Genomic DNA, 21,972 nt, shown 5'->3' on the forward strand with positions numbered 1-21,972 from the left:
GTTTGTCGTATAAATATATGTCATAATAGTATCAAGAGAAAAAAGCGTTATTTTTGTTTTGTTTATTAAATAAATTTATTATGAGGAATGCTTTTAAGACATAGACTTGATACAAAAAAAGTGGAATTATTAGTTAACGATTTATGTGGGCCTAATTTTCTTCAACATTTTTGATGTCAAACTGGGAGAGGGATGTGATGCAAATTGATAGTTGGTGTTTTTTTGCTGTTAGGAATCGCTTCTGGTTTTATTCTGTTCAAAAATGTAAGACTGTCCCTGGAAAATCAACCTTTACAGAGGCAGTACAAAGTATCTGTCATAATTCCTGCAAGAAATGAAGAGAAAAATCTCCCATATATACTTGAGTCTCTAAAAAAGCAGACGTATATGCCTTATGAAGTAATCGTAGTTGATGATTTTTCCTCAGATAGGACTTTTGAGATTGCAAAAAGTTATGGCATTAAAGTTATAAGAAATACAGAAATGCCAGATGGTTGGACGGGGAAGACTTGGGCTTTGTGGAATGGATACAAAAATTCTACAGGTGATGTACTTGCATTTATTGATGCTGATGTTAGACTATCTCCCCGTGCTTTAGAGGCATTGGTGAAAGCGAGAGAGAAGGCAAATGGAGCTATATCGGTTGTACCATATCATCGCCCTGAAAAATTTTATGAAAAGCTTTCATTGATACCATGTATTTTGGGGATTTTTGCATTCACATCGCCCTTTGAAAAATATAATCCGCAAAAAGGAATGTATGGCTCTTGCATTGTCGTGTCCCGCGAAGATTATGAAAAGGTAAATGGACATTACAGCATAAAAAGAGAAGTGCTGGATGACTTAAGTTTAGGACGAAAATTTACTATGAATGGTGTAAATGTTCAAAATTATATTGGATATGACTTTGTATCATTTAGGATGTATCCTTATGGCATCAAAAGCGAAATACAAGGTTTTGGAAAGAGTGCAATCTTAAGCACATCGAGGCTTTATAGCATTACGATTGTCCTTATTGCAGTTTGGTTTATTGGTTTATTGTCGGTAGAGCTTATTACACCGTTTCTTATTATATATAATAGTCCTTTGTCTACTTTATTTATGATCTTTTACATTATCTACACATTGCAGATTATCTATATTAATAAGTGGACAGGATATTATGGAGTAATTGTTTCATTATTTCACGTTCTTTCATCGTTGTTGTTTATTTATATTATGCTTTACTCACTGTATCAAGTTTTCTTTTTAGGATACGTTACATGGAAAGGGAGAAAAATTAAAGTCTAAGGGGGAAAATGAATTGATAGCTTTTTATGCTTTTACTGAATTTATATGTGGTTCTATGATGTTTTCATATTGGTTAGGTCTTCTTGCTGAAAAAGATTTGCATATGTATGGGGATGGAAATCCGGGGGCATTTAACCTGTGGCACGCTGCAGGATACAAACTGGGGATTTTAGGAGTAGCCCTTGACTTTTTAAAAGGATATTTTCCACTTTCGGTATTGGTATCAAAAGGCTATATTAGCGATGTTGAGATAGCTCCTGTTGCTGTTGCAGCTATATTAGGACACGTTTTTTCACCATTTTTAAAATGGCGTGGTGGCAAAGGAATAGCAGTAACATTTGGCGTATGGAGTGCGGTGACAAGATTTAATGTGTCTATTGCATACGCTGTTATACTGGCAATACTGTATGCAATAGCAATAATTTTAAACAAAGGTAAATCCACTTCATCAGAAGTTGATGGATTTATGGTTGTTATAGGAATGCTGACATTGGTATTATATTTGTATTATAAATCATTTCCTATGTACATTTACGATATATGGTTTGCTAATCTTATGATTATTACATACACAAATAGAGAAAAACTTTATAAACTTTATAAAGATGTTTATGAGAAACATCATGAAAATAATGCTGTTATGAGATAAGCCAGCAAGCTTTAGCTTGCTGGCTTAAATAAAAGGTATTGTGGATATGCGTTAATTTAAGTTTATTTCATTATTTTTAATTCTTTTGATGAGTTCTTTAACTTTTGATTCGATTATATCTCTTGTCTTTCTAAACTCATCTATTGGTTTCCCATCGGGATCATCTAAGCCCCAGTCTTCTTTTAACTTGCAAGGTATATACGGGCATTCTACATTGCATCCCATAGTAATCAATATGTCAACTTTTGGTGGTATCTCATCTAAAAGTTTTGGGTTGTGACTGCTTATGTCGATGCCTACTTCTTTCATGACTTCAACCGCATTTGGATTTACCCTTTCAGCAAGTTTTGTGCCAGCGCTATAGGCTTCTAATATATCTGACCCTAAATGCTTTGCAAAACCTTCTGCCATTTGACTTCTGCATGAATTTGCTACACAGATGAAAGCTACTTTTACTTTCATAAAAATTCTCCTCTCTTATCTTTCTGTATTTGATTTTTTATTTGTATTCCAGTTGAGCCTTTTCCTAAAATACAATGCTACGTTTACTAACATAAGCATCACAGGAACTTCTATTAATGGGCCAATTACACTTGCAAAAGCTTCATTTGAACTAAGACCAAAAACTGCGACTGCAACTGCTATTGCCAATTCAAAGTCATTGCTGGCTGCATTTAGACCAACAGTTGTACTTTCTGAATATCCGTATTTTAATTTGTACGACGTGAAAAATCCCAGCAAGAACATTATAATGAAATATAGCGTCAGTGGAATGGCAACCATTAAAACTTGCAAAGGCAATGTTACAATATATTTTCCTTTAAGTGAAAACATTACGATAATTGTAAACAAAAGTGCTACAAGAGTAATCGGACTGATTTTTGGCATAAAAGTTTTTTCATACCATGTTATTCCCTTAGTCTTAATAAGCAATAATCTTGAAAGCACTCCTCCAACAAAGGGTATGCCCAAATATATAAGAACTGATGTAGCTATTTCTTTTATAGAAATATTTAAATTAATTGCTTTGGTACTAATACCGAAAATCGGAGGAAGTATTTTTATAAAAATATAAGCAAAAATGGAATAAGTGACTACTTGCCAAATAGCGTTGAAAGCTACCAAAAGAGCAACAAAATCTCTATCACCATCTGCTAAGTCATTCCAGACTAATACCATTGCAATGCATCTTGCAAGTCCTACCAGTATTACACCTATCATTAGGTGTGGATAATTGTGAAGAAATATAATGGCGAGCAAAAACATTACCAAAGGCCCTATAAACCAGTTGTATAAGATTGCAATTTTAAAAGGTTTTTTTGAAGCTTTGCTTTTTCCTATTTCCTCGTATTTAACTTTTGCCAACGGTGGATACATCATTAAAATGAGTCCAATCGCAATTGGTATTGATGTTGTTCCAATGCTTAATTTATTGAGCACATTCGAAAAATTAGGAAAAATATACCCTATCAAAATACCAACAATCATTGCCAATAAAATCCATACGGTTAAAAACCTGTCCAAAAAAGATAGACTTTTTTTGCTTTCTCTCAATGTTGATTTCCTTTCTTTATAAATTGTTCGCAAGATATATTGCTTTCCTTATGTTTTTTGTAATTTTCATTGTCTTCTACAAATTTTGGATGATTTCTTAATGTACTAATAAGGTAATCATACAATAATTTATTTTCTTTTATAAAATTATCATCAATTTTGTAATAAGCCCACTGGGCTTTTTTTTCATATGTTATGATTCCTTCGCTTTTTAGCTTATTTAGATGGCGAGAAACATTTGATTGAGTCATGTTTAAAATGGCTTCTATATCACATACACATAATGTGTCCTTTGATAAAAGGTTAAATATTCTCAATCTATTTTCGTCACATAATGCCTTAAAGACGCCAACAATATTCAATAGCTACCCTCCTTATGATTATATTTGATTATACTCATATTATAGCTTAACAAATTAAAACTGTCAAATTGATATTGATATTAAATACCATGCAAAAGCATAAAATTGATAATATATATCAACTTATTAATTCCGTATATGCTAAAATAAATGATGATGTGTTGGCATACAATTTGCATTTATAAAATGATAGGAGGAATTGAAGTGGAGAATTTTATTATCGAAAGGATCAAAAATTTTCCCATTATCGCAGCCATAAGAAACTTAGAGGATTTAAAAGATGTTTACTCATCTAACTGTGAAGTAATATTTTTGTTGACAAGTAATATATTGATATTGAAAGATGCAATTGATGACATTAAATCACATGAGAAAACAGCATTCATTCATTTTGATTTAGTAGAAGGGCTTGGTAAAGATTATAAGGCGGTGGAGTATCTTAAGGAAGTAGTAAAACCAGATGGCATAATTTCTACGCGTACTAATATACTTACATATGCTAAGGAGTTGAATATTCCTTGTATTGAGCGCATTTTTCTACTTGATACGCAAGCGCTAAAAACAGGTTTAAATTCAATTAAGCAGATTGAACCAACTGCAATAGAAGTGATGCCAGGTGTTGCACATGATGTGACGAAAAAGCTTACTACGGAAGTGTATCAACCTATCATTGCAGGCGGTTTAGTTAAAACAAAAGAAGACGTTATAAATGCTCTTTCTTCTGGCGCTGTGGCAGTTTCCACAAGCGAAAAAAGTCTTTGGTTTATCGACTGACAAGGAGGTGGTGTTATTGAGAGCATAGATCAGATTTTAGGAAAAATTTAAAAATTAAAATGGAGGGGTTTTTATGGAAATATCATTGTTCGGCAAGATTTTGTCTGAGTTTTTTGGTACGATGATACTTGTTCTTCTTGGTGACGGCGTTGTTGCAAACGTTGTACTGAATAAGACCAAAGGCCAAAACAGCGGATGGATAGTCATAACAGCAGGATGGGCTTTTGCAGTTGCTGTACCTGTGTACATTACTGGATGGATAGGTGGAGCCCATTTTAATCCAGCAGTGACAATAGGGCTGGCTGCTATAGGAAAATTTCCATGGGCACAGGTTACTGGTTACATCATAGCTCAATTTCTAGGCGCATTTGTAGGGGCTTTGTTGGTTTATGTGGCATATAGAGATCACTTCCATGCGACAGAAGACAAGAATTCAAAACTTGGTGTATTTTGCACAATTCCAGCTATCAGAAATCTATTTTACAATTTCTTGACAGAGGTTATAGGAACTGCAATGCTATTAGTTGGAATATTAGGTATAACAAATGAGCACAATCAAGTTGGAGCATTAGGTGCATTTTTAGTAGGTATTTTAATTTGGGTTATTGGTCTTACACTTGGTGGTCCAACAGGTTATGCAATAAATCCAGCAAGGGATTTAGGACCGAGGCTTGCACACACTGTATTGCCAATACCAGATAAGAGAGATTCTGATTGGGGATATGGACTTATTGTTCCGTTATTTGGACCTATAGTAGGAGGCATTTTGGGGGCTTTGATATATCAGGCATTCATAAATATGTTGTAAAATTTATAAAGGATGAAATTATAAAATATAGGGGGAACGTAGCATGTCAAAGTATATAATGGCATTAGATCAAGGCACCACAAGCTCAAGGGCAATAATCTTTAATCACAGTGGCAACATAGTTGCATCACTAAACAAGGAGTTTACGCAGATTTACCCTAATCCGGGATGGGTTGAACACGACCCTATGGAGATTTTGGATTCTCAGATAGAAGTGGCTAAGGCGGTGCTTGAGAAAACTGGGATTAAAGCAGAAGACATTGCAGCAATCGGCATAACAAATCAAAGAGAGACGACGGTGGTCTGGGATAAAAACACAGGCAAGCCAGTGTACAATGCGATAGTGTGGCAGTGTAGGAGGACTGCACCTATCTGCGATGAAATCAAAAATAGCGGCTTTGACAAAGAAATTCTAAAAAAGACTGGTCTTGTAGTTGATGCTTATTTTTCGGGTACGAAGATAAAATGGATACTTGACAATGTAGAAGGCGCAAGGAATAAAGCAGAAAATGGAGATCTTTACTTTGGGAATATTGATAGCTGGTTAATCTGGAATTTAACTGGTGGAAAGGCACATGTGACAGACTACTCTAATGCTTCCCGTACGATGCTTTTCAACATATACGAATTGAAGTGGGATAAGGACATATTAGAATATCTTGGCATTCCGGAATCGATGCTTCCTGATGTTAAACCGTCCAGCTATGTATACGGATACACGGACAAAAACATATTTGGCGTTGAAATACCTATAGCAGGTGATGCAGGTGACCAACAAGCAGCACTATTTGGTCAGACCTGCTATGACAAAGGAATGGCTAAGAATACTTATGGAACCGGATGCTTTATGCTTATGAATACAGGTGAAAAGGCTGTACCGTCTAAGAATGGGTTGCTTACCACGATAGCATGGGGCATCGATGATAAAGTTGAATATGCCTTAGAAGGAAGCATATTTATAGCTGGTGCTGCCATACAGTGGCTAAGAGATGAGCTTAAGATAATTGACAATTCACCGCAAAGTGAAGAATACGCTCAAAGGGTCAGTGACACAAATGGAGTATACGTAGTGCCGGCATTTGTGGGATTAGGTGCACCATACTGGGATATGTATGCGAGAGGCGCGATTTTGGGATTGACAAGAGGTGTGAAAAGAGAGCACATAATAAGAGCAACATTAGAATCTTTGGCGTATCAGACGAGAGACGTCTTAGAGGCTATGCAGGATGATTCTGGCATAAAGCTAAGCGCATTAAAGGTTGACGGGGGAGCATCTGCAAATAATTTCTTGATGCAGTTCCAGGCAGACATACTTGGCGTGCCTGTAGATAGACCTACTGTCATAGAGACGACTGCATTAGGCGCATCATATCTTGCGGGTATTGCTACGGGATTCTGGAGCGGCAGAGAAGAAGTAGCAAAGAATTGGGGCGTTGACAGACATTTCGAGCCTAATATGGATGATGAAACAAGAGAAAAACTTTATGCGGGATGGAAAAAAGCCGTAGAAAGGTCTATGAATTGGGCTAATTAAGTGGTATAATTAAATTGATAAACAAAAGATACAATTGAATATTAGGATGGCGGAGAATAGGAGAGCCATATATAACCGGAGAGCCGGCTATATATGGCTTTGTCTTTTTTTAAGATTAATTTTGATAGCTGAAAGGGATGGTAAAATGTACGATGTCATAATAATTGGCGGCGGTGTAGTAGGTTCATCAATTGCCAGAGAATTATCTAAATACGACATTAAAGTTCTGCTTATAGAAAAAGAAGATGATGTTGCGTCAGGTGGTGCATCAAAAGCCAATAGTGCCATACTTCATGCTGGATACGACCCAGTGCCTGGCACATTGAAAGCCAAGCTAAATGTAAGAGGAAACGAAATGTTTGATGAACTTTGTAAAGATTTGGATGTTCCAATGAAAAGAGTTGGTTCGCTTGTTGCCGCATTTTCACAAGATGAAGTAGATAGCCTTTATAAATTGTATGATAGAGGGTTAAAGAACGGCGTCAAGAATATGTCTATTATATCTTCAGATATGGTTAAGGAAATTGAACCAAACATAAACGACACAATTGTTGCTGCTTTATATGCAAAGACAGCAGGTATTATATGTCCTTACGGTTTTGTAATAGCTTTGGCTGAAAACGCTGCACAAAACGGCGTCGAATTTGTATTTAATCAAGAAGTCGTATCTATAGATAGAGAAGATGATGTTTTTAGGGTAAAAACGCAAGACAGTGAGTATTTTAGCAAATATGTAGTAAATGCGGCGGGGCTTTATGCAGATGTGATAAACAACATGGTAAGCGATAAACATTTCTCGATTCATCCAAGAAAAGGCGAATATTTGATTTTAGATAAAGAAGAAGGTTATTTGGCAAATACCGTCATATTTCAGGTTCCTACAAAGATGGGGAAAGGAATACTGGTGTCGCCAACTGTTGATGGAAATTTGCTTATAGGGCCTACATCTGAGGATATATTCAATAAGGAATTTCGAAAGACTACTTACAAAGGATTGGAGAAGGCCATAAAAGGTGCCAAAAAAAGCGTTGAAAAATTTAACGAAAGGAAGACGATAACACAATTTACTGGCGTAAGAGCTGTGCCAGATGTGGATGGGGAAGATTTTATTATAGGCGAATCAGATGTTAAAGGGTTTATAAATGTAGCAGGCATTGAATCACCTGGTTTCACATCATCACCAGCAATTGCGGAGATGGTAAGAGAAATTCTTAAAGATGCAGGACTTAAAATGGCTGAAAAAGATAATTTTAATCCCAAGAGAAAGCCTGTCATCCGCTTTAATGAATTGACAGATGAAGAAAGAAATGAACTGATAAAGAGAGAACCTGCTTATGGAAAGATCATTTGCAGATGTGAAACAGTTACTGAAGGTGAGATAATTGATGCCATAAGAAGACCTGTTGGAGCAAAAAGCATTGACGGCGTAAAGAGGCGGGTCAGAGCTGGCATGGGCAGATGTCAAGGAGGATTTTGCAGTCCCAGAGTGTTAGAGATTCTATCAAGAGAGCTTAATGTAGATCCCCTTAGTGTCACAAAGTTTGGCGGCAATTCAAATATTTTAACAGCCAAAGCGAAAGAATACGTCGCAAATTTGTACAAAGAACTATTAAAAAGCGAGGTGTAGATGATGATGGAATACGATATAGTAATAATTGGTGCAGGTCCTGCAGGACTTGGAGCAGCAGTTGAAGCGTATGAAAAAGGTGTAAGAGACATTTTGATAATCGAAAGGGACAGCTATCCAGGAGGAATACTTCAGCAGTGTATACACAATGGATTTGGACTTATCGAATTCAAAGAAGAATTATCTGGTCCGGAATACGCAGAAAGATTTATAGAAAAGGTAAATAAATATGGAATAAAGATTATGCTTAATACGATGGTATTAAACATATCAAGCGATAAAGTAGTTAAAGCAGTAAATCAAGAAAATGGCGTCATGGAGATTAAAGCTAAGGCGATAATACTTGCGATGGGCTGTAGAGAAAGGCCAAGAGGGGCAATCAGCATACCTGGCACAAGACCTGCAGGGATATTTACGGCTGGGACGGCACAAAGGTATGTAAATATGGAAGGATACATGCCTGGCAAAGAGATTGTAATATTGGGTTCTGGCGATATCGGACTTATAATGGCCAGAAGGTTTACACTTGAAGGTGCTACAGTAAAAGCCGTTGTTGAACTTATGCCTTATTCCAGTGGACTTACCAGAAACATTGTTCAGTGTTTAGATGATTTTGGCATACCGCTTCTTTTAAGTCATACTGTGATAGAAATACGCGGCAAAGAAAGAGTTGAAGGCGTGACGATAGCACAGGTAGATGAAAACAAGAGGCCAATATTAAACACGGCTAAATACTTAAGTTGTGATACTTTAATATTGTCTGTAGGTTTGATTCCTGAGAATGAACTGTCAAAAAGCGCAGGCATAATATTAGATCCCGTTACTGGGGGACCGCTTGTGAATGAAAGCATGGAAACGAATGTGGAAGGGATATTTGCCTGTGGCAATGTGTTGCAAGTGCACGATCTTGTGGACAATGTAACAAAGGAGTCCAGACTTGCTGCAGATTCAGCAGTAAAATATATTAAAGGATTGTTAAAGCAAGAAGGTAAATTTATAAATGCAAAAGCAGGTTCATGTATTAGATATGTGGTGCCGCAAACAGTAAATTATGAGAATATAGATGATAAAGTTAAATTTCACATGAGACCAACAGATGTATTCAAAAATGCTTATATAAGTGTAAAATCAGGTGGCAAAGAGATAATGAGAAGGAAAATGCAGAGGATGACACCAGGAGAGATGATTTTAATAGAGATTAAGAAGGATAAATTTTTAGATAATGACCTACATCCTGTAGACGATATAACATTTGAAGTAGAGGTGGTTTAAGATGGAAAAGCGGGAATTAACATGTATTGTCTGCCCCAATGGATGTCATTTGGTTGTAGAGGTAGAGGGGAAAGAAATCGTCAATATCTCAGGATATGAATGTAAAAGAGGCTTAAAATATGCAGAAGATGAAATAATCATGCCGAAAAGGACTCTTACCACGACAGTAAAAGCTGAAGGTGGGCATCTGCCAGTAGTATCTGTCAGGACAAAAGAACCAATTCCTAAAGAACTTTTAAATAAAGCTGTTTATGAATTGTCAAGAATTACAGTTAAGCCTCCAATCAATGTAGGAGATGTCATAGTGAAGAATATATTAAGCACTGGTGTCGATGTGATTGCGACAAGAGCTTTGTATAGCAAATAGAAAAAATAAGTGATATTTTAAAGTTCATCAGTATAAAATAAAAGGGTCAGTGAGTGAACATTTTGTTTGTCTATTATGTTAAAGGAAGGAATGCAAAATATGGAGAAAATTTGTGAGAAAATAAAGTCTCCGATTAATATACATTCGCAAATATCAGCGATGATAGTCAGAAAAGTAAATGATGTTTGCAGGAAAGATAATGTAAGAGTCATGCTTAGGAAATCTGGAAGTGTAAGGCTTGTACCTGCAAACAGTATGCTTTCAATGATAACATTTTTTGCATCAGAAGGCGATGATATTGAGATAATTGTTGAAGGAGATAGCTGCATTTCTTCGATGGAAGAGATTAAAAAAATTTTTTTAGAGGATTTAAAGCAGATAAATGATGAAAGTGGTACTTATGAGCTTTTAAAGAATACGTCTATTGCGTATGAAGAGATATTTAATTCAATTGCTGTTGGTATAATTGCGACGGATGATAATGGAATTATTACTATATTTAATAAAGCATCTGAAAAAATTACAGGCTTTAGCCTTGATAAGGCAATAGGCAAAAATATAAATGAAGTTATGACAGATATAGATGTAAATCAAGTCTTAAGTTATGGAAGCGAATTTTTAAATAAAAAATACGTCATAGGTGAAAAGACACTTTTTTTAAATATAACTCCGATTTATGCTGGTGGTAAGATAACAGGATCTTTGGTGGTTTTTCAGGACTTTCCACAGATAGAGTACCTTGAAGGAGAACTTAAAAGAAGCAGAAAGCTGGATAAAGCCTTTGACATAATAGTAGGTAACAGTGGCAAATTGAAGGATGCATTGACGGTTGCATCAAAAGCAGCAGAGACAGATTCAAACGTCATAATACGAGGCGAAAGTGGTACAGGGAAAGAATTGGTTGCAAATGCAATACATTACTCAAGCAAGAGACATGATGAACCTTTTATAAGAGTAAATTGCGCTGCTATACCAAGCACACTTTTAGAAAGTGAGCTTTTTGGTCATGAAAAAGGAGCATTTACTGGTGCAATAATGCAGAAAATAGGAAAGTTTGAACTTGCAGATGGAGGAACAATTTTCCTTGATGAAATAGGAGATATCCCAATAGAAATTCAGTCTAAGCTATTGAGGGTTCTTCAAGACAAAGAATTTGAAAGGGTTGGAGGAATAAGGACTATAAAAGTAGACGTCAGAATAATTGCGGCAACAAACAAAAATCTTGAAGAAGCCATGAAAAATGGAACATTTAGGGAAGATCTCTACTACAGGTTAAATGTAATACCTGTATTTTTGCCAGCTTTAAGAGATAGGAAAGAAGACATTCCTGTTTTAGTAGAGCACTTTATAAAAAAGATGAACAAAAAGCTGGGAAGAAACGTTCAATTTGTCACAAATACGGCCATAAAAGCTTTAATCAAGTATGATTGGCCGGGAAATATAAGAGAGCTTGAAAATCTGATCGAGAGATGTATCACATTGAGCGATAAAGAATATATTGATTTTGACGATTTGCCATCGTACATTAAGAATGTAAAAGACAGCAAAGATGATGAAGTTATATACTTAGGAGATAATTATGACATCGAAAAGATGGAAAATTATGAGTATAAGATAATTAAAGCGGCATTGTCCAGATACAAAAGCTTTAATAAAGCTGGGAAAGCTCTGGGGTTGACGCATAAAACTGTAGCTGCAAAAGCAAGGAAATTTCATCTTGTTGAAAATTAATATCAGATTACACGATGGATTGATACTTTTTACCAAGAAAAAATAAAATTTTTTATATTATAAGTTAGATATGCGGATATTTTCATCTGCATATCAATTTTTTTATTGGCATAGAATTTGCAGTAGATATAAAAAAATTAAAAAATATGGGGGTTAATATTATGAAAAAGCTTATCAATAATCCTGACGAAGTAGTAAAGGAAATGATATCTGGTTTTCTTTACGCATATCCATCTTATTTGAGAAAGCTTGATAATGTGGATGTTGTCGTAAGAAAGACATCTCCAGTTGATGGCAAAGTTGGACTTGTAAGTGGAGGTGGCAGCGGTCATGAACCTGCACATGCGGGATATGTAGGCAAAGGCATGTTGGATGCAGCGTGCTTAGGTGCTGTTTTTACGTCTCCAACGCCTGATCAAATCTATGAAGCTATAAGGGCTGTAGACGGAGGAAAAGGTGTTTTGCTTATAATTAAAAACTATACAGGTGATGTAATGAATTTTGAGATGGCTAAAGAAATGGCTGAAATGGATGGAATTAAGGTATTAGAAGTGATTGTGGATGATGATGTTGCAGTTGAAAATAGTACTTATACGCAAGGACGAAGGGGTATCGCCGGCACGATTTTTGTCCACAAGATAGCTGGAGCGAAAGCTGAAGAAGGAGCAGAGCTGGAAGAAGTTAAAGAAGTTGCAGAAAAGGTGATAAAAAATTTACGCTCTATGGGTATGGCATTTACACCATGTATAGTGCCTGCAGCAGGAAAACCTAGTTTCACACTTGATGAAGATGAAATTGAGATAGGAATTGGTATACACGGTGAACCTGGAACACATAGGGAAAAAATAAAAGGAGCAAAAGAGATTGTTGCGGAGCTTATGGATAAGATAATAATAGACTTGCCATTTAGAGATGGTGACGAAGTTGCTTTGATGATAAATGGTCTTGGTTCAACACCACTTTCGGAGCTCTTCATAGCAAATAAAGAAGTAAATGAATACCTTTTGGGAAAAAATATCAATGTCTATAAAACTTATGTTGGAGAATACATGACATCTTTGGAGATGAGTGGATTCTCAATATCGCTTTTAAAACTTGATGAAGAGCTTAAATCGCTTTTAGACGCATCAGCAGATACACCTGCATTTAAACAATTTAAATAGAAAATTAGTTGGAAGGGATGATAAAATTGATACTTACAACAAACGATGTTTTAAATATTATAAGCAATATATCAGAAGTCATTGAAACGAATAGGCAGTACCTTACAGATCTCGATGCTGCCATTGGTGATGCTGATCATGGAATAAATCTAGACAGAGGATTTAAAGCTGTTAAAGAAAAGATGCCACAATTTTTAGATAAGGATATAGGTGCTATACTTAAAAACGTTGGAATGGTCTTAGTTTCTACTGTAGGTGGAGCTTCTGGTCCACTTTATGGCACATTTTTTATGAGAATGGGCAATGTAGTATCAGGTAAAAACACATTAGATGAAAATGATATTGTCGCCATGTTTGAGGCTGGCCTTTCTGGAATAAAAGAAAGAGGAAAAGCGCAAGCTGGAGACAAGACTATGATCGACGCGATGGAACCTGCCTTGAATGAGTTAAAGAGTACATTAAGTGAAGGACGCGGTTTAAAAGAAGCTATAGAAGCCGCGGCAAATGATGCATACAATGGTGTTCTAATGACTAAAGACATTGCTGCCAAAAAAGGCAGAGCAAGTTATCTTGGCGAAAGAAGCATTGGACACCAGGATCCTGGAGCGACATCGGCTTATTTAATGATAAAAACTGTTGCTGATTATGTAGATAAGTTGCAACAATGAGGAAAGGATTGGATCTAATGGTAGGTATAGTTATTGTGTCTCATTCAAAGAAGGTGGCGGATGGCTTGTACGAATTGGCTGACCAGATGACAGGAGGAAAAATTAGAATAGGTAGATCTGGAGGCACCAAAGATGGGCGATTAGGTACAAATGTAGACGAAATCGTAGAAGAAATAAAAAAGTGCGAAAGCGGTGACGGCGTTTTAATTTTAGTTGATTTAGGAAGCTCTGTCATGAGTGCACAAATGGCTTTGGAGTTTCTTGGTGAAGATTATGAAAACAAAGTAAAAATTGCAGATGCACCTCTTGTTGAAGGAACTATTGCTGCAAGCGTAGAAGCTTCAATAGGCAGTGATATATTAAAGGTTAAAGCAGTAGCAGAAGCAGCTAAAAACCTTGTAAAGATTTAATGGCCTGGACAAAAACCAGGCTTATTTTTTGTGTAGAAATTTTTATAAAAAGATATTAAAATATAATATATATAGAGGGGGTGTGACAAATTCATGATGATATAATTTTTGAATACGATAACAAATTAAAAAAGTATTTTGAAGATGGGAGGTATATGGATGCGTATAAATATATTTTTAAACAAAAAAATCTTGTAAGTGACCTCGATAGAAATATTTATTCATATCTTATATTATGGCAGATAAAAGTAGAAGTTTATCTTGATATTATTGACGACGCAAAGGAGCATTTTTTAAATATATATGATAGCATAGCTTTATCTCAAAGCAACATAATTTTATTTATTGAATGTGTGCTCTTACTGGATGAGTTTGAAATGTCGTTAAAAAAAGACGGCATTTACAACCAATTGATGAATTACGATGGTGAAAATTCTTGGATAAATTTATATATTTTTATGTTAAGCTTGAAAAATAAAAGAAGGAATTATTCAATTAAGGACGAACTACTATATATGATAGAAAAAAATACTGATAGATATTTTCTGTCATTGATACATACCATATTGGCTGAGATATACAAAGATGAAGGGAATGAAATATGGAAAGTTGAATTAAAAAAAGCTAAAGAATTGAATCATCGCAATTTAAGAATGATTAGGTTGGAAATACAATGGGGTATTAAAAATGATGATGATTTAAAAAAGGGCAAGTACTACAGATTCTATCCAGACGATAAGGATATTTTAAATAAGTATTATGAAATATATAAGAATAAAATCCAGCCCAATAATGATTTTAATTTGTTTAAATTTAATTTATTGGAAGGAGGAAGCACAGGTGGCAGTAGTTACTTAATAACGTACAATGGAATTAACATATTATTAGATTGCGGTATCAATCTTAAAGATGGTAAAGTATATTACGATGCTTTTAAAAAGCTTGATTTGGATATCAAAGATATTGACATGCTGGTTGTTACTCATTGCCATTTAGATCACTGTGGGAGTATTGTAAACCTTATAAAAAATGGTTTGAATTGCCCTATAATCATGTCGTATGAGACGAAGTATATATTAAATGGCTTTTTCACAAAAAGCAGCAATATGCAGGACTTAAATATAAATGTTGATGATTATAAGTTATTAGATATAATCAATGATAAGATTTTAACTGATTATTACTACGATGCTGTAATAAAAGATAAAAAAGTTTCTTTGAAACTTATTCCATCTGGTCATATTTTGGGAGCTTGTGGAGTGTATATAGACATAGATGGATTTTCTGTATTCTATACAGGCGATTTTACAGTAAAGGATGTGGAGACAAATGTGGGGCTTTCTATACCTGATGGCATGAATGCAGATGTATTAATAACAGAAGCCACTTTTGGATATACATCTAGTTTTAGTGTATACGATAAAAAAATCCAAGATCGGTTGATTTTAGAAATGTTGTCGGAATTGACTGATCACGGTGTGGCATTTGTACCTGCGTTTGCTGTAGGAAAAGCTCAAGATTTACTGTTGCTTTTAAGAAGGACTTTTAATTATACGCCATATAATGTCTATGTTGACGGAGCACTGTCATATATAACGATGATGTATGAAAAAGTGAAAGGAGCTATTTATGGCAATGGCATCTTAAATGCAAATGACATAAAATTGTATGACAGCAAAAGGGAATTTATAAAAAAAGAGATAGGGCTGGGAAATTGTTTGGTAATGACTAGTTCGGATAATCTTACAGAAGGTAGTACTTCCTTTATCTACGGTAGAGAATTGATGTCTTTAGACAATGCGATATTATTAAATATAAGCAGCAATATAAAAAAACCCATATCTATGATGCAGGAAAATATCCCAATTATTAATCATGGGATAATACAAGACATTATTGAAGTGTTTTTGAAACTTGCACCAAAGAAAGTTTACATCGTTCACAGAGGTGCTAAATCTAATAAATCATTTAACATAGAAAAAGTATTAAGTTGGTTTGAAGGTGTAGATGTTATGGCACCTTAAATATTATTTTTTATGTTAATTATTTGTTTGTATGTAATGCTTAGAAATTTGATTTTGTACTCAGGGAGTTAAGGAGGAAAAATGAAACCATACATTGGCATTGATCTTGGAACTACTAACACGGTGGCAGCAGGCGGTAATTTGACAGAGGATGGCAATTTTGAGATAAATATTTTAGACATGGAGCAAATCTGTGATGATACTGGATGTTTAATATTAAAAAAAACGTTGCCATCCTGTTTATATGTAGATGAATTTGGGAAAGAATACATTGGCGAGTTTGCCAGGAAGATGAAAAATTTAGAATATGATCGCGTAATATACAACAGCAAAAATTATATTGGTAATCGAAATCATGTATGGCAGATAGGTAGTAAGAAATATACTCCGGAAGATGTTGCAGGCAAGATTTTAACGGTTGTAAAAAAGAACATTGAAAGGATTTATAATACGGCGGTAGATGGAGCAGTCATAACTGTTCCTGCTTCTTTTAACCATGATCAAATTGAATCAACAAAAAATGCTGCTAAATTAGCTGGATTTATAGAAGATAAGCTTATCTTTATATCAGAGCCGACGGCGGCTTTGCTGGAGCTTATATACGAGGAAAAATTAAATGATCAAAGTCAAAAAAAATACGATTTTTCAACGCCAAAAAAAGTGCTTGTATTTGACCTTGGTGGTGGGACATGTGACGTTTCAATCATGAATGTAGAAATTTTAGATGATGATTATAAAGTAGAAGAGCTGGCTATTTCGCCTCATATACAGCTTGGCGGTGTCGATTTCGATATATGTGGTGTTTTATATTTATTGCACAAATATTCGATTTTAAACAATATTGATTATAATTCGATTTCATCAGATGTAGATGCCAAAAGATATATATTTAGTATATTATCACTGGAAATTGAAAAAGCAAAGATGGTGTTTTCATCTGAAACAAGTAGTTTAATTGACAAAGATAATGAGGATATAGTGTATAAAAATTCCATTGAAAATTTTTATAATGGCAAAACATTTGATTTTGAAATAAGCAAAAAAGAATATGATGAATGTATAAAGCCACTGTTGACAAAAGGTGGAAATTTAGGTTTTAATATTATAGATCCAATAATTGATACTCTTAATAAAGCGAATTTAAACAAGGAAGATATTGATGAGGTGTTTTTAGTTGGAGGAATGACCGCATACAGTTCTGTAAGGAGAGCAGTTGAGAGCTTTTTTGGGAAGAAGTCCATTAATTACCTTGACCCTATGTATTCAGTGGCAAAAGGTGCGGCTTTATACAATTATTATAGTGAAAATAGAAAGAGAAACGAAAAAGGTAAAATCATAATATATCCAGTAGTGGCTGAGAATATTTACTTGGATGTAAAAAATGATTTGCCTGTTTTGCTGGTAAGTCAGGGCACAAAAGCACCTTATGAAAGAGTTTATGATAATATTGTTAAAGTAGATAATGCAACGGGAATAAAACTGGATATTTTATCTGGGAAAAGTATTTATGATCCGAAGATGAAAAGGCTTAAATCTATACAATTGACGTTTACTGACATTATAAAGCCTGGTACACCTATATCTATAAAAGTGACTTTTGATAAGAATAGGATTTTGCATTTAGAAGCATGGGTAACTGGCAATGACAAACAAAGAATAGATGTCACATTCGATAAAGAGGTGTTGTATGATGGCTGTTAATTGGAGAAGTTTGCTTCAAGAAAACAGAGATTTGTTTTTTAATATACATAATGACGATATTAAAGAAGGAAAAAGTTTTTTGGGTGCTGCTGCTAATACAGAAAAAACGGAAATGGTAAAAGAGCATGTTTTTGAATATTATATATCCGATATAAATGCGCAACTAGTTTATGAAAAAACTATTAAATTGAGAATGGTAAATGAGAAAGATCTTAATTTGATGGAAGTAGAAATAATAGACCTATTAAAAAGCATACTAGAGGATGGTCAAAATCCCATTGAGATGTTTTTGTACTGCACAAAAGCGCTTAATTTGAGTGATAAAAATGTGTATCAATCGATTTTAAGAATTTTGGTTTCTGTGTGTAATCTAAGCAAAGCTGGGAGAGATGCGCTTATTAGTGTGCTGAAAAATTGGACATGGGATTTGCAGATGAAGATTGCGATAGAGACAATAAGGACAATCAAGGAGAAATCTGCTTTCGATGTACTTTTAATGCTTCTCAACGATGAAAGCCTTAAAGTTTTAGCAGCAGATTGTTTAATAGATATTGGAGATGAAAGATGCATAAGACCTGTTTTAAACATGGTCAATACATTTAATGGGTTTAGCATAAATGAAAGAAATGTAGCATTTAGATTGATAGATAAACTTTCCCACTTTGGTGAGGAAGCCTTATCAGAAATAATAAAATGCTATATGAACAATGAGAATAAAAGCCTTAATACAGTGTATTCTAATGTAATATCTCGCTCAAAGGATATGGCAATTGAAAGTTTATCAAAGATGCTATACAATGAAGACTACAATCAAAAAGCAGCTATAACATTGGGAAAAATGAGAATTGGCAGTGCTACAGATTGCCTTATTGAGGCATTAAATTCCCCATTAATAGAAAATAAGATGAATATCATAATAGGATTAGGATATACAAAAGACAAAAAGGCGATAAAGTATTTAGTAAATATGCTAGATGATGGAAATTTGAGCAATGAAATTAAAGCATGTATAATTACTTCACTTGCAAATTTGGAAGCTTTTGAGGCAAAGGATATAATAAAAAAGTATATAGATGATAAGGAATTAAGAATAAATACTATGTCTGCTTTGGTACAACTCGGTGAAATGAAGTACTTAGGAGGGTTATTTGAATACTTGATATCTTCTAATAAATCTTACAGTGACACGTCATGTGCTATAAAAGAGCTAAAAAGGCTTAAAGGGTTTAAAGACAGCAGGATAAGCAAAGAGATAACAAATGGGATAAAATACTTAATTAGAAATAATGATGGTTATGCATGCTTAAATGCATTAAGGATTTTAGATGCAAATATTGATGATGGAATGGCTGAAGAATTGATTCTGAAACTAAAGACGACAAAGAAAGAAGAAATACAATACACTATTTATAAGATATTAGGTAAAAATACAGGTATACTGAGTAATATCATAAATGAAAGGATTTTTATTGATGCATCTTTAAATGATAGCACAAGAATTAGGTATTTGGCGCAGAAGATTATTGAGAAAAATTATAAAGGTAGAGATAAACTTATAAAGGCATGAAGGGAAGATGTATTTTGATGAACAAAAAAGGTGTAGATATTACAAAATGTTTAGATATATTTTTATACACATTGCCGTATAACGTATTAATTAAACCTTTTAAGACAGATAAAAACCTTCAAAAAAAACTTGCTGGTTTTAGATTGAATGAAAAATCAAGTCCACCTACGAAAATTGTGCCTATATTGAGGCAGGAAATATTAAAAGGAAATTTTAACTATGAGGATTTTGTAAAAGAATGGAAGATGTTACATGGGGACCTGTATGAAAAGATATGCAGCATGGAATCAAATGAAATAGACAAGCAAATTGATGAACTTTGTGATGTGTATGGAAATGATAATGTTGTTTCAGCTCTTCTTATTGACAACAGGGAGGATCTAGGTGATATAATAAATAAAGCCATAAAGCCAGAAGCTGTACAAAAACAAGATAGCGTCAAACGAAGTCCTCAAAAAGAAAATGGTGATATTTGTAAAAAGCTTAAAAAACTTGAAAAAGAAGTAGAAAAATTGCATGATAAATTGATAAAAGAAGAAAAAAAGAATATAATTGAGGTGGACAATTTAAAAAAAGCATTGGAAAATAAGGAAAAGGAAATAGTCTCTTTAAACAAAAAATTAGAAGATTTAAAGCAGGAAAAAAAGCGCTTAGAGTTGATTTTAGAACACATTGGCTTGGAATTTGATAAGCATATTATAAAGCTTATCAACGAAAATGTGTCAAAAGACAAGAAAAATGAAAATTTAAAGTTATCTTTGAATAAGACATTAATGGATTTGCATCAAGATAACCAGGAGATTAAGAAGTGTTTTTTGGAAGTGAAGGAAATTTTAAGCCAGTTAGAAAAGAAAATTGGGATTGTTGATGTTGGCGTTCTTGATGAACAATCAGCAGTAAGTTTGGAAGATGATGATTATTCATTGTTAGATGATTTGTCTAAGATGTTAAAAAATTCATAATTGCGAGGTGTAACAATGCATCATGATGAAATCCGAAAAATTAAAAAAATTTTAGCTGAAGATAGCAATGACGATTTAAATATTTCTAATGCTCTTAAAGAAATATTTAAGAAACAAAAAAACATTATTATTACTATTTGTGTTTTAGAACTTATTTACGAATCAGTTTATCTTTATGATATTATTTTGAAACGAAATGGTGTTTTAAAGTTTATGAAGTCTTTAAATGATGACTTATATGATACTATTGAAAGTTTCAGAGATGTAGTTGATAGGATTAGATATTATAAACAAATGGATTTAAAAATAAGAGAAAATATTATAAAAACGCTTGAAGATAAAAAGGAAAATTTGGAATCAGATTTAGAAGTTTTGTATGGGTATTTTGTAGAAGCTAGATATTGCAGTGATGTATTTAATGATAAGCTTAAGACTTTTAACCAGAACGATTTTGATGTTAGCATTGAGGAATTCTACAATAATATCAAAGAGTTTGTATTTGAAAATGAAGAAGAAAAATTCGAAAGGATTCAGGAAGTAATATCTTCAATTCCTTTTGCACTGTCTAAAAAGAGATTTTTTGATTACATGAAAAGTGGTTTGATTCATGAATACAATGGTTATGACAAGCTTATACAAAATATTTTTGAGATTGAGGAAAATTTTTACGGGAAATTGGTAGAAGGTTATGGCGAAAAATTTGCTGAAATTGCCAATAAAATAGAAGAGCTTCAGACAATAGACTTGAAAAATGCTAAAAAAGACGATTTAGAGCTGTATTTAAAGGAAACAATTGTCCTTTTAGGCAAGATACAGGATATAAGGGAAATGGTTTATTCTCTAATAAGGATCGTAAATAGGCTTTTGATATTTTATAAGTCAGATAGAAAGATAGAAGATACGCTGCAGGAAGAGCCTAAAATAAAAATTTTTTTAGATGTATATGGTAGTATATATTCAGAAAAATATACAAAGAAAAAAGTAAAAGATTTTTTAAGAACATTAAATGAGTGTATATCTAATTGGTATTTTGAGTTGTACAATTACAATAGATTGTTGAATGACATGAATTATTTTGAAAATGATATAGAAAACTTCATAGATGAAGATATTTTAAATGATATAGAGATTCTAGCTGAGTACGAAAACCTAATGAATGATGATGGTGATGATTTCGATGATATGCAAGGGGAAGCAATAGAAGGCAGTATTGTTGAAGAAGAAATTAATAATCTTATTTCTATGATAGATGATATTAGCAGAAACATGAATCCAGATTATCGGAAGATTCGCATGAGGAGGCTTTTGGGAATCATTCCGGTTCCAGGTAATTTTGAAAATGAGTTTTTTAACTATTTGAAGAGCTCCTTGGAGTTTGATACAACATCAAATGTTAAGGCTGCTATAATGGAAAGTGTTGACAAAAGAATCAAATTATACAAGGATATGAAAAACAGTAAACATCTCTATGAAGCACTTTTAAAAAACGTCAAGGAAGGATTGTAATAA

Annotated in this window: 20 protein-coding genes; 17 read left to right on the forward strand and 3 right to left on the reverse strand. The window is 33.8% G+C overall.

The genetic code is table 11. The annotated features are described in order from the left end of the window. Positions 1 to 204: 204 nt before the first annotated feature. Positions 205 to 1,290 carry a glycosyltransferase family 2 protein gene (locus J2Z80_RS06425; protein WP_209453662.1) on the forward strand — a complete coding sequence of 362 codons (1,086 nt, stop codon included), beginning with the start codon at positions 205 to 207 and terminating at the stop codon, positions 1,288 to 1,290. A 13-nt stretch (positions 1,291 to 1,303) separates the two neighbouring features. Then, a complete protein-coding gene (locus tag J2Z80_RS06430; protein WP_209453663.1) occupies positions 1,304 to 1,939 on the forward strand; it encodes a glycerol-3-phosphate acyltransferase in 636 nt (211 codons plus the stop codon). A 51-nt stretch (positions 1,940 to 1,990) separates the two neighbouring features. On the opposite strand, the gene J2Z80_RS06435 is transcribed toward J2Z80_RS06430, so the two are convergent. The 3 genes from J2Z80_RS06435 to J2Z80_RS06445 are packed head-to-tail and all read right to left on the reverse strand — an operon-like array spanning position 1,991 to position 3,855. Further along, on the reverse strand, positions 1,991 to 2,401 hold the full coding sequence (locus J2Z80_RS06435) for an arsenate reductase ArsC (RefSeq protein WP_209453664.1): 411 nt from the start codon (positions 2,399 to 2,401) through the stop codon (positions 1,991 to 1,993). A gap of 15 nt (positions 2,402 to 2,416) precedes the next feature. Further along, a complete protein-coding gene (gene arsB / locus J2Z80_RS06440) occupies positions 2,417 to 3,463 on the reverse strand; it encodes an ACR3 family arsenite efflux transporter (protein WP_432422708.1) in 1,047 nt (348 codons plus the stop codon). A gap of 26 nt (positions 3,464 to 3,489) precedes the next feature. After that, on the reverse strand, positions 3,490 to 3,855 hold the full coding sequence (locus tag J2Z80_RS06445) for an ArsR/SmtB family transcription factor (RefSeq protein WP_209453666.1): 366 nt from the start codon (positions 3,853 to 3,855) through the stop codon (positions 3,490 to 3,492). Between the two features lie 204 nt (positions 3,856 to 4,059). Between J2Z80_RS06445 and J2Z80_RS06450 the strand changes: the two genes are divergently transcribed. The 15 genes from J2Z80_RS06450 to J2Z80_RS06520 all read left to right on the forward strand — a co-directional run bounded on the left by J2Z80_RS06450 (position 4,060) and on the right by J2Z80_RS06520 (position 21,969). Continuing rightward, positions 4,060 to 4,629: a glycerol-3-phosphate responsive antiterminator gene (locus J2Z80_RS06450; protein ID WP_085112340.1), complete on the forward strand. Its 570-nt coding sequence runs from the start codon at positions 4,060 to 4,062 to the stop codon at positions 4,627 to 4,629. A gap of 73 nt (positions 4,630 to 4,702) precedes the next feature. Further along, a complete protein-coding gene (locus J2Z80_RS06455) occupies positions 4,703 to 5,437 on the forward strand; it encodes an MIP/aquaporin family protein (protein WP_209453667.1) in 735 nt (244 codons plus the stop codon). A 43-nt stretch (positions 5,438 to 5,480) separates the two neighbouring features. After that, a complete protein-coding gene (glpK, locus tag J2Z80_RS06460) occupies positions 5,481 to 6,971 on the forward strand; it encodes a glycerol kinase GlpK (protein ID WP_209453668.1) in 1,491 nt (496 codons plus the stop codon). Between the two features lie 145 nt (positions 6,972 to 7,116). Continuing rightward, positions 7,117 to 8,598: an NAD(P)/FAD-dependent oxidoreductase gene (locus J2Z80_RS06465; protein WP_209453690.1), complete on the forward strand. Its 1,482-nt coding sequence runs from the start codon at positions 7,117 to 7,119 to the stop codon at positions 8,596 to 8,598. A 3-nt stretch (positions 8,599 to 8,601) separates the two neighbouring features. Next, entirely contained in the window at positions 8,602 to 9,870 is a 1,269-nt protein-coding gene (locus J2Z80_RS06470; protein WP_209453669.1) for an NAD(P)/FAD-dependent oxidoreductase, read from the forward strand. Between the two features lies 1 nt (position 9,871). Next, positions 9,872 to 10,237: a DUF1667 domain-containing protein gene (locus tag J2Z80_RS06475; protein WP_015311022.1), complete on the forward strand. Its 366-nt coding sequence runs from the start codon at positions 9,872 to 9,874 to the stop codon at positions 10,235 to 10,237. A 99-nt stretch (positions 10,238 to 10,336) separates the two neighbouring features. Next, positions 10,337 to 11,968, forward strand: a complete 1,632-nt coding sequence (locus tag J2Z80_RS06480; protein WP_209453670.1) for a sigma 54-interacting transcriptional regulator — start codon at positions 10,337 to 10,339, stop codon at positions 11,966 to 11,968. A 161-nt stretch (positions 11,969 to 12,129) separates the two neighbouring features. After that, positions 12,130 to 13,131, forward strand: a complete 1,002-nt coding sequence (gene dhaK, locus J2Z80_RS06485) for a dihydroxyacetone kinase subunit DhaK (protein ID WP_209453671.1) — start codon at positions 12,130 to 12,132, stop codon at positions 13,129 to 13,131. A gap of 26 nt (positions 13,132 to 13,157) precedes the next feature. After that, a complete protein-coding gene (gene dhaL / locus J2Z80_RS06490; protein ID WP_209453672.1) occupies positions 13,158 to 13,799 on the forward strand; it encodes a dihydroxyacetone kinase subunit DhaL in 642 nt (213 codons plus the stop codon). Between the two features lie 17 nt (positions 13,800 to 13,816). Further along, the gene (gene dhaM, locus J2Z80_RS06495) at positions 13,817 to 14,209 is read left to right on the forward strand and encodes a dihydroxyacetone kinase phosphoryl donor subunit DhaM (protein WP_209453691.1); all 393 of its coding nucleotides are present in this window, start codon (positions 13,817 to 13,819) and stop codon (positions 14,207 to 14,209) included. Between the two features lie 155 nt (positions 14,210 to 14,364). Beyond that, complete coding sequence (locus J2Z80_RS06500) at positions 14,365 to 16,233, forward strand: MBL fold metallo-hydrolase (RefSeq protein ID WP_209453673.1); 1,869 nt, start codon at positions 14,365 to 14,367, stop codon at positions 16,231 to 16,233. Between the two features lie 81 nt (positions 16,234 to 16,314). Next, a complete protein-coding gene (locus tag J2Z80_RS06505; protein WP_209453674.1) occupies positions 16,315 to 17,934 on the forward strand; it encodes an Hsp70 family protein in 1,620 nt (539 codons plus the stop codon). Further along, entirely contained in the window at positions 17,921 to 19,501 is a 1,581-nt protein-coding gene (locus J2Z80_RS06510; RefSeq protein ID WP_209453675.1) for a HEAT repeat domain-containing protein, read from the forward strand. The genes J2Z80_RS06505 and J2Z80_RS06510 overlap by 14 nt, the downstream gene beginning before the upstream one ends. After that, positions 19,498 to 20,463, forward strand: coding sequence for a hypothetical protein (locus J2Z80_RS06515; protein WP_209453676.1), 966 nt, complete (start codon positions 19,498 to 19,500; stop codon positions 20,461 to 20,463). The genes J2Z80_RS06510 and J2Z80_RS06515 overlap by 4 nt, the downstream gene beginning before the upstream one ends. Positions 20,464 to 20,478: 15 nt before the next feature. Continuing rightward, positions 20,479 to 21,969 carry a hypothetical protein gene (locus tag J2Z80_RS06520; protein WP_209453677.1) on the forward strand — a complete coding sequence of 497 codons (1,491 nt, stop codon included), beginning with the start codon at positions 20,479 to 20,481 and terminating at the stop codon, positions 21,967 to 21,969. Positions 21,970 to 21,972: the final 3 nt, after the last annotated feature.

Source organism: Thermoanaerobacterium butyriciformans (assembly GCF_017874545.1).
Classification (GTDB): Bacteria; Bacillota; Thermoanaerobacteria; order Thermoanaerobacterales; family Thermoanaerobacteraceae; genus Thermoanaerobacterium; species Thermoanaerobacterium butyriciformans.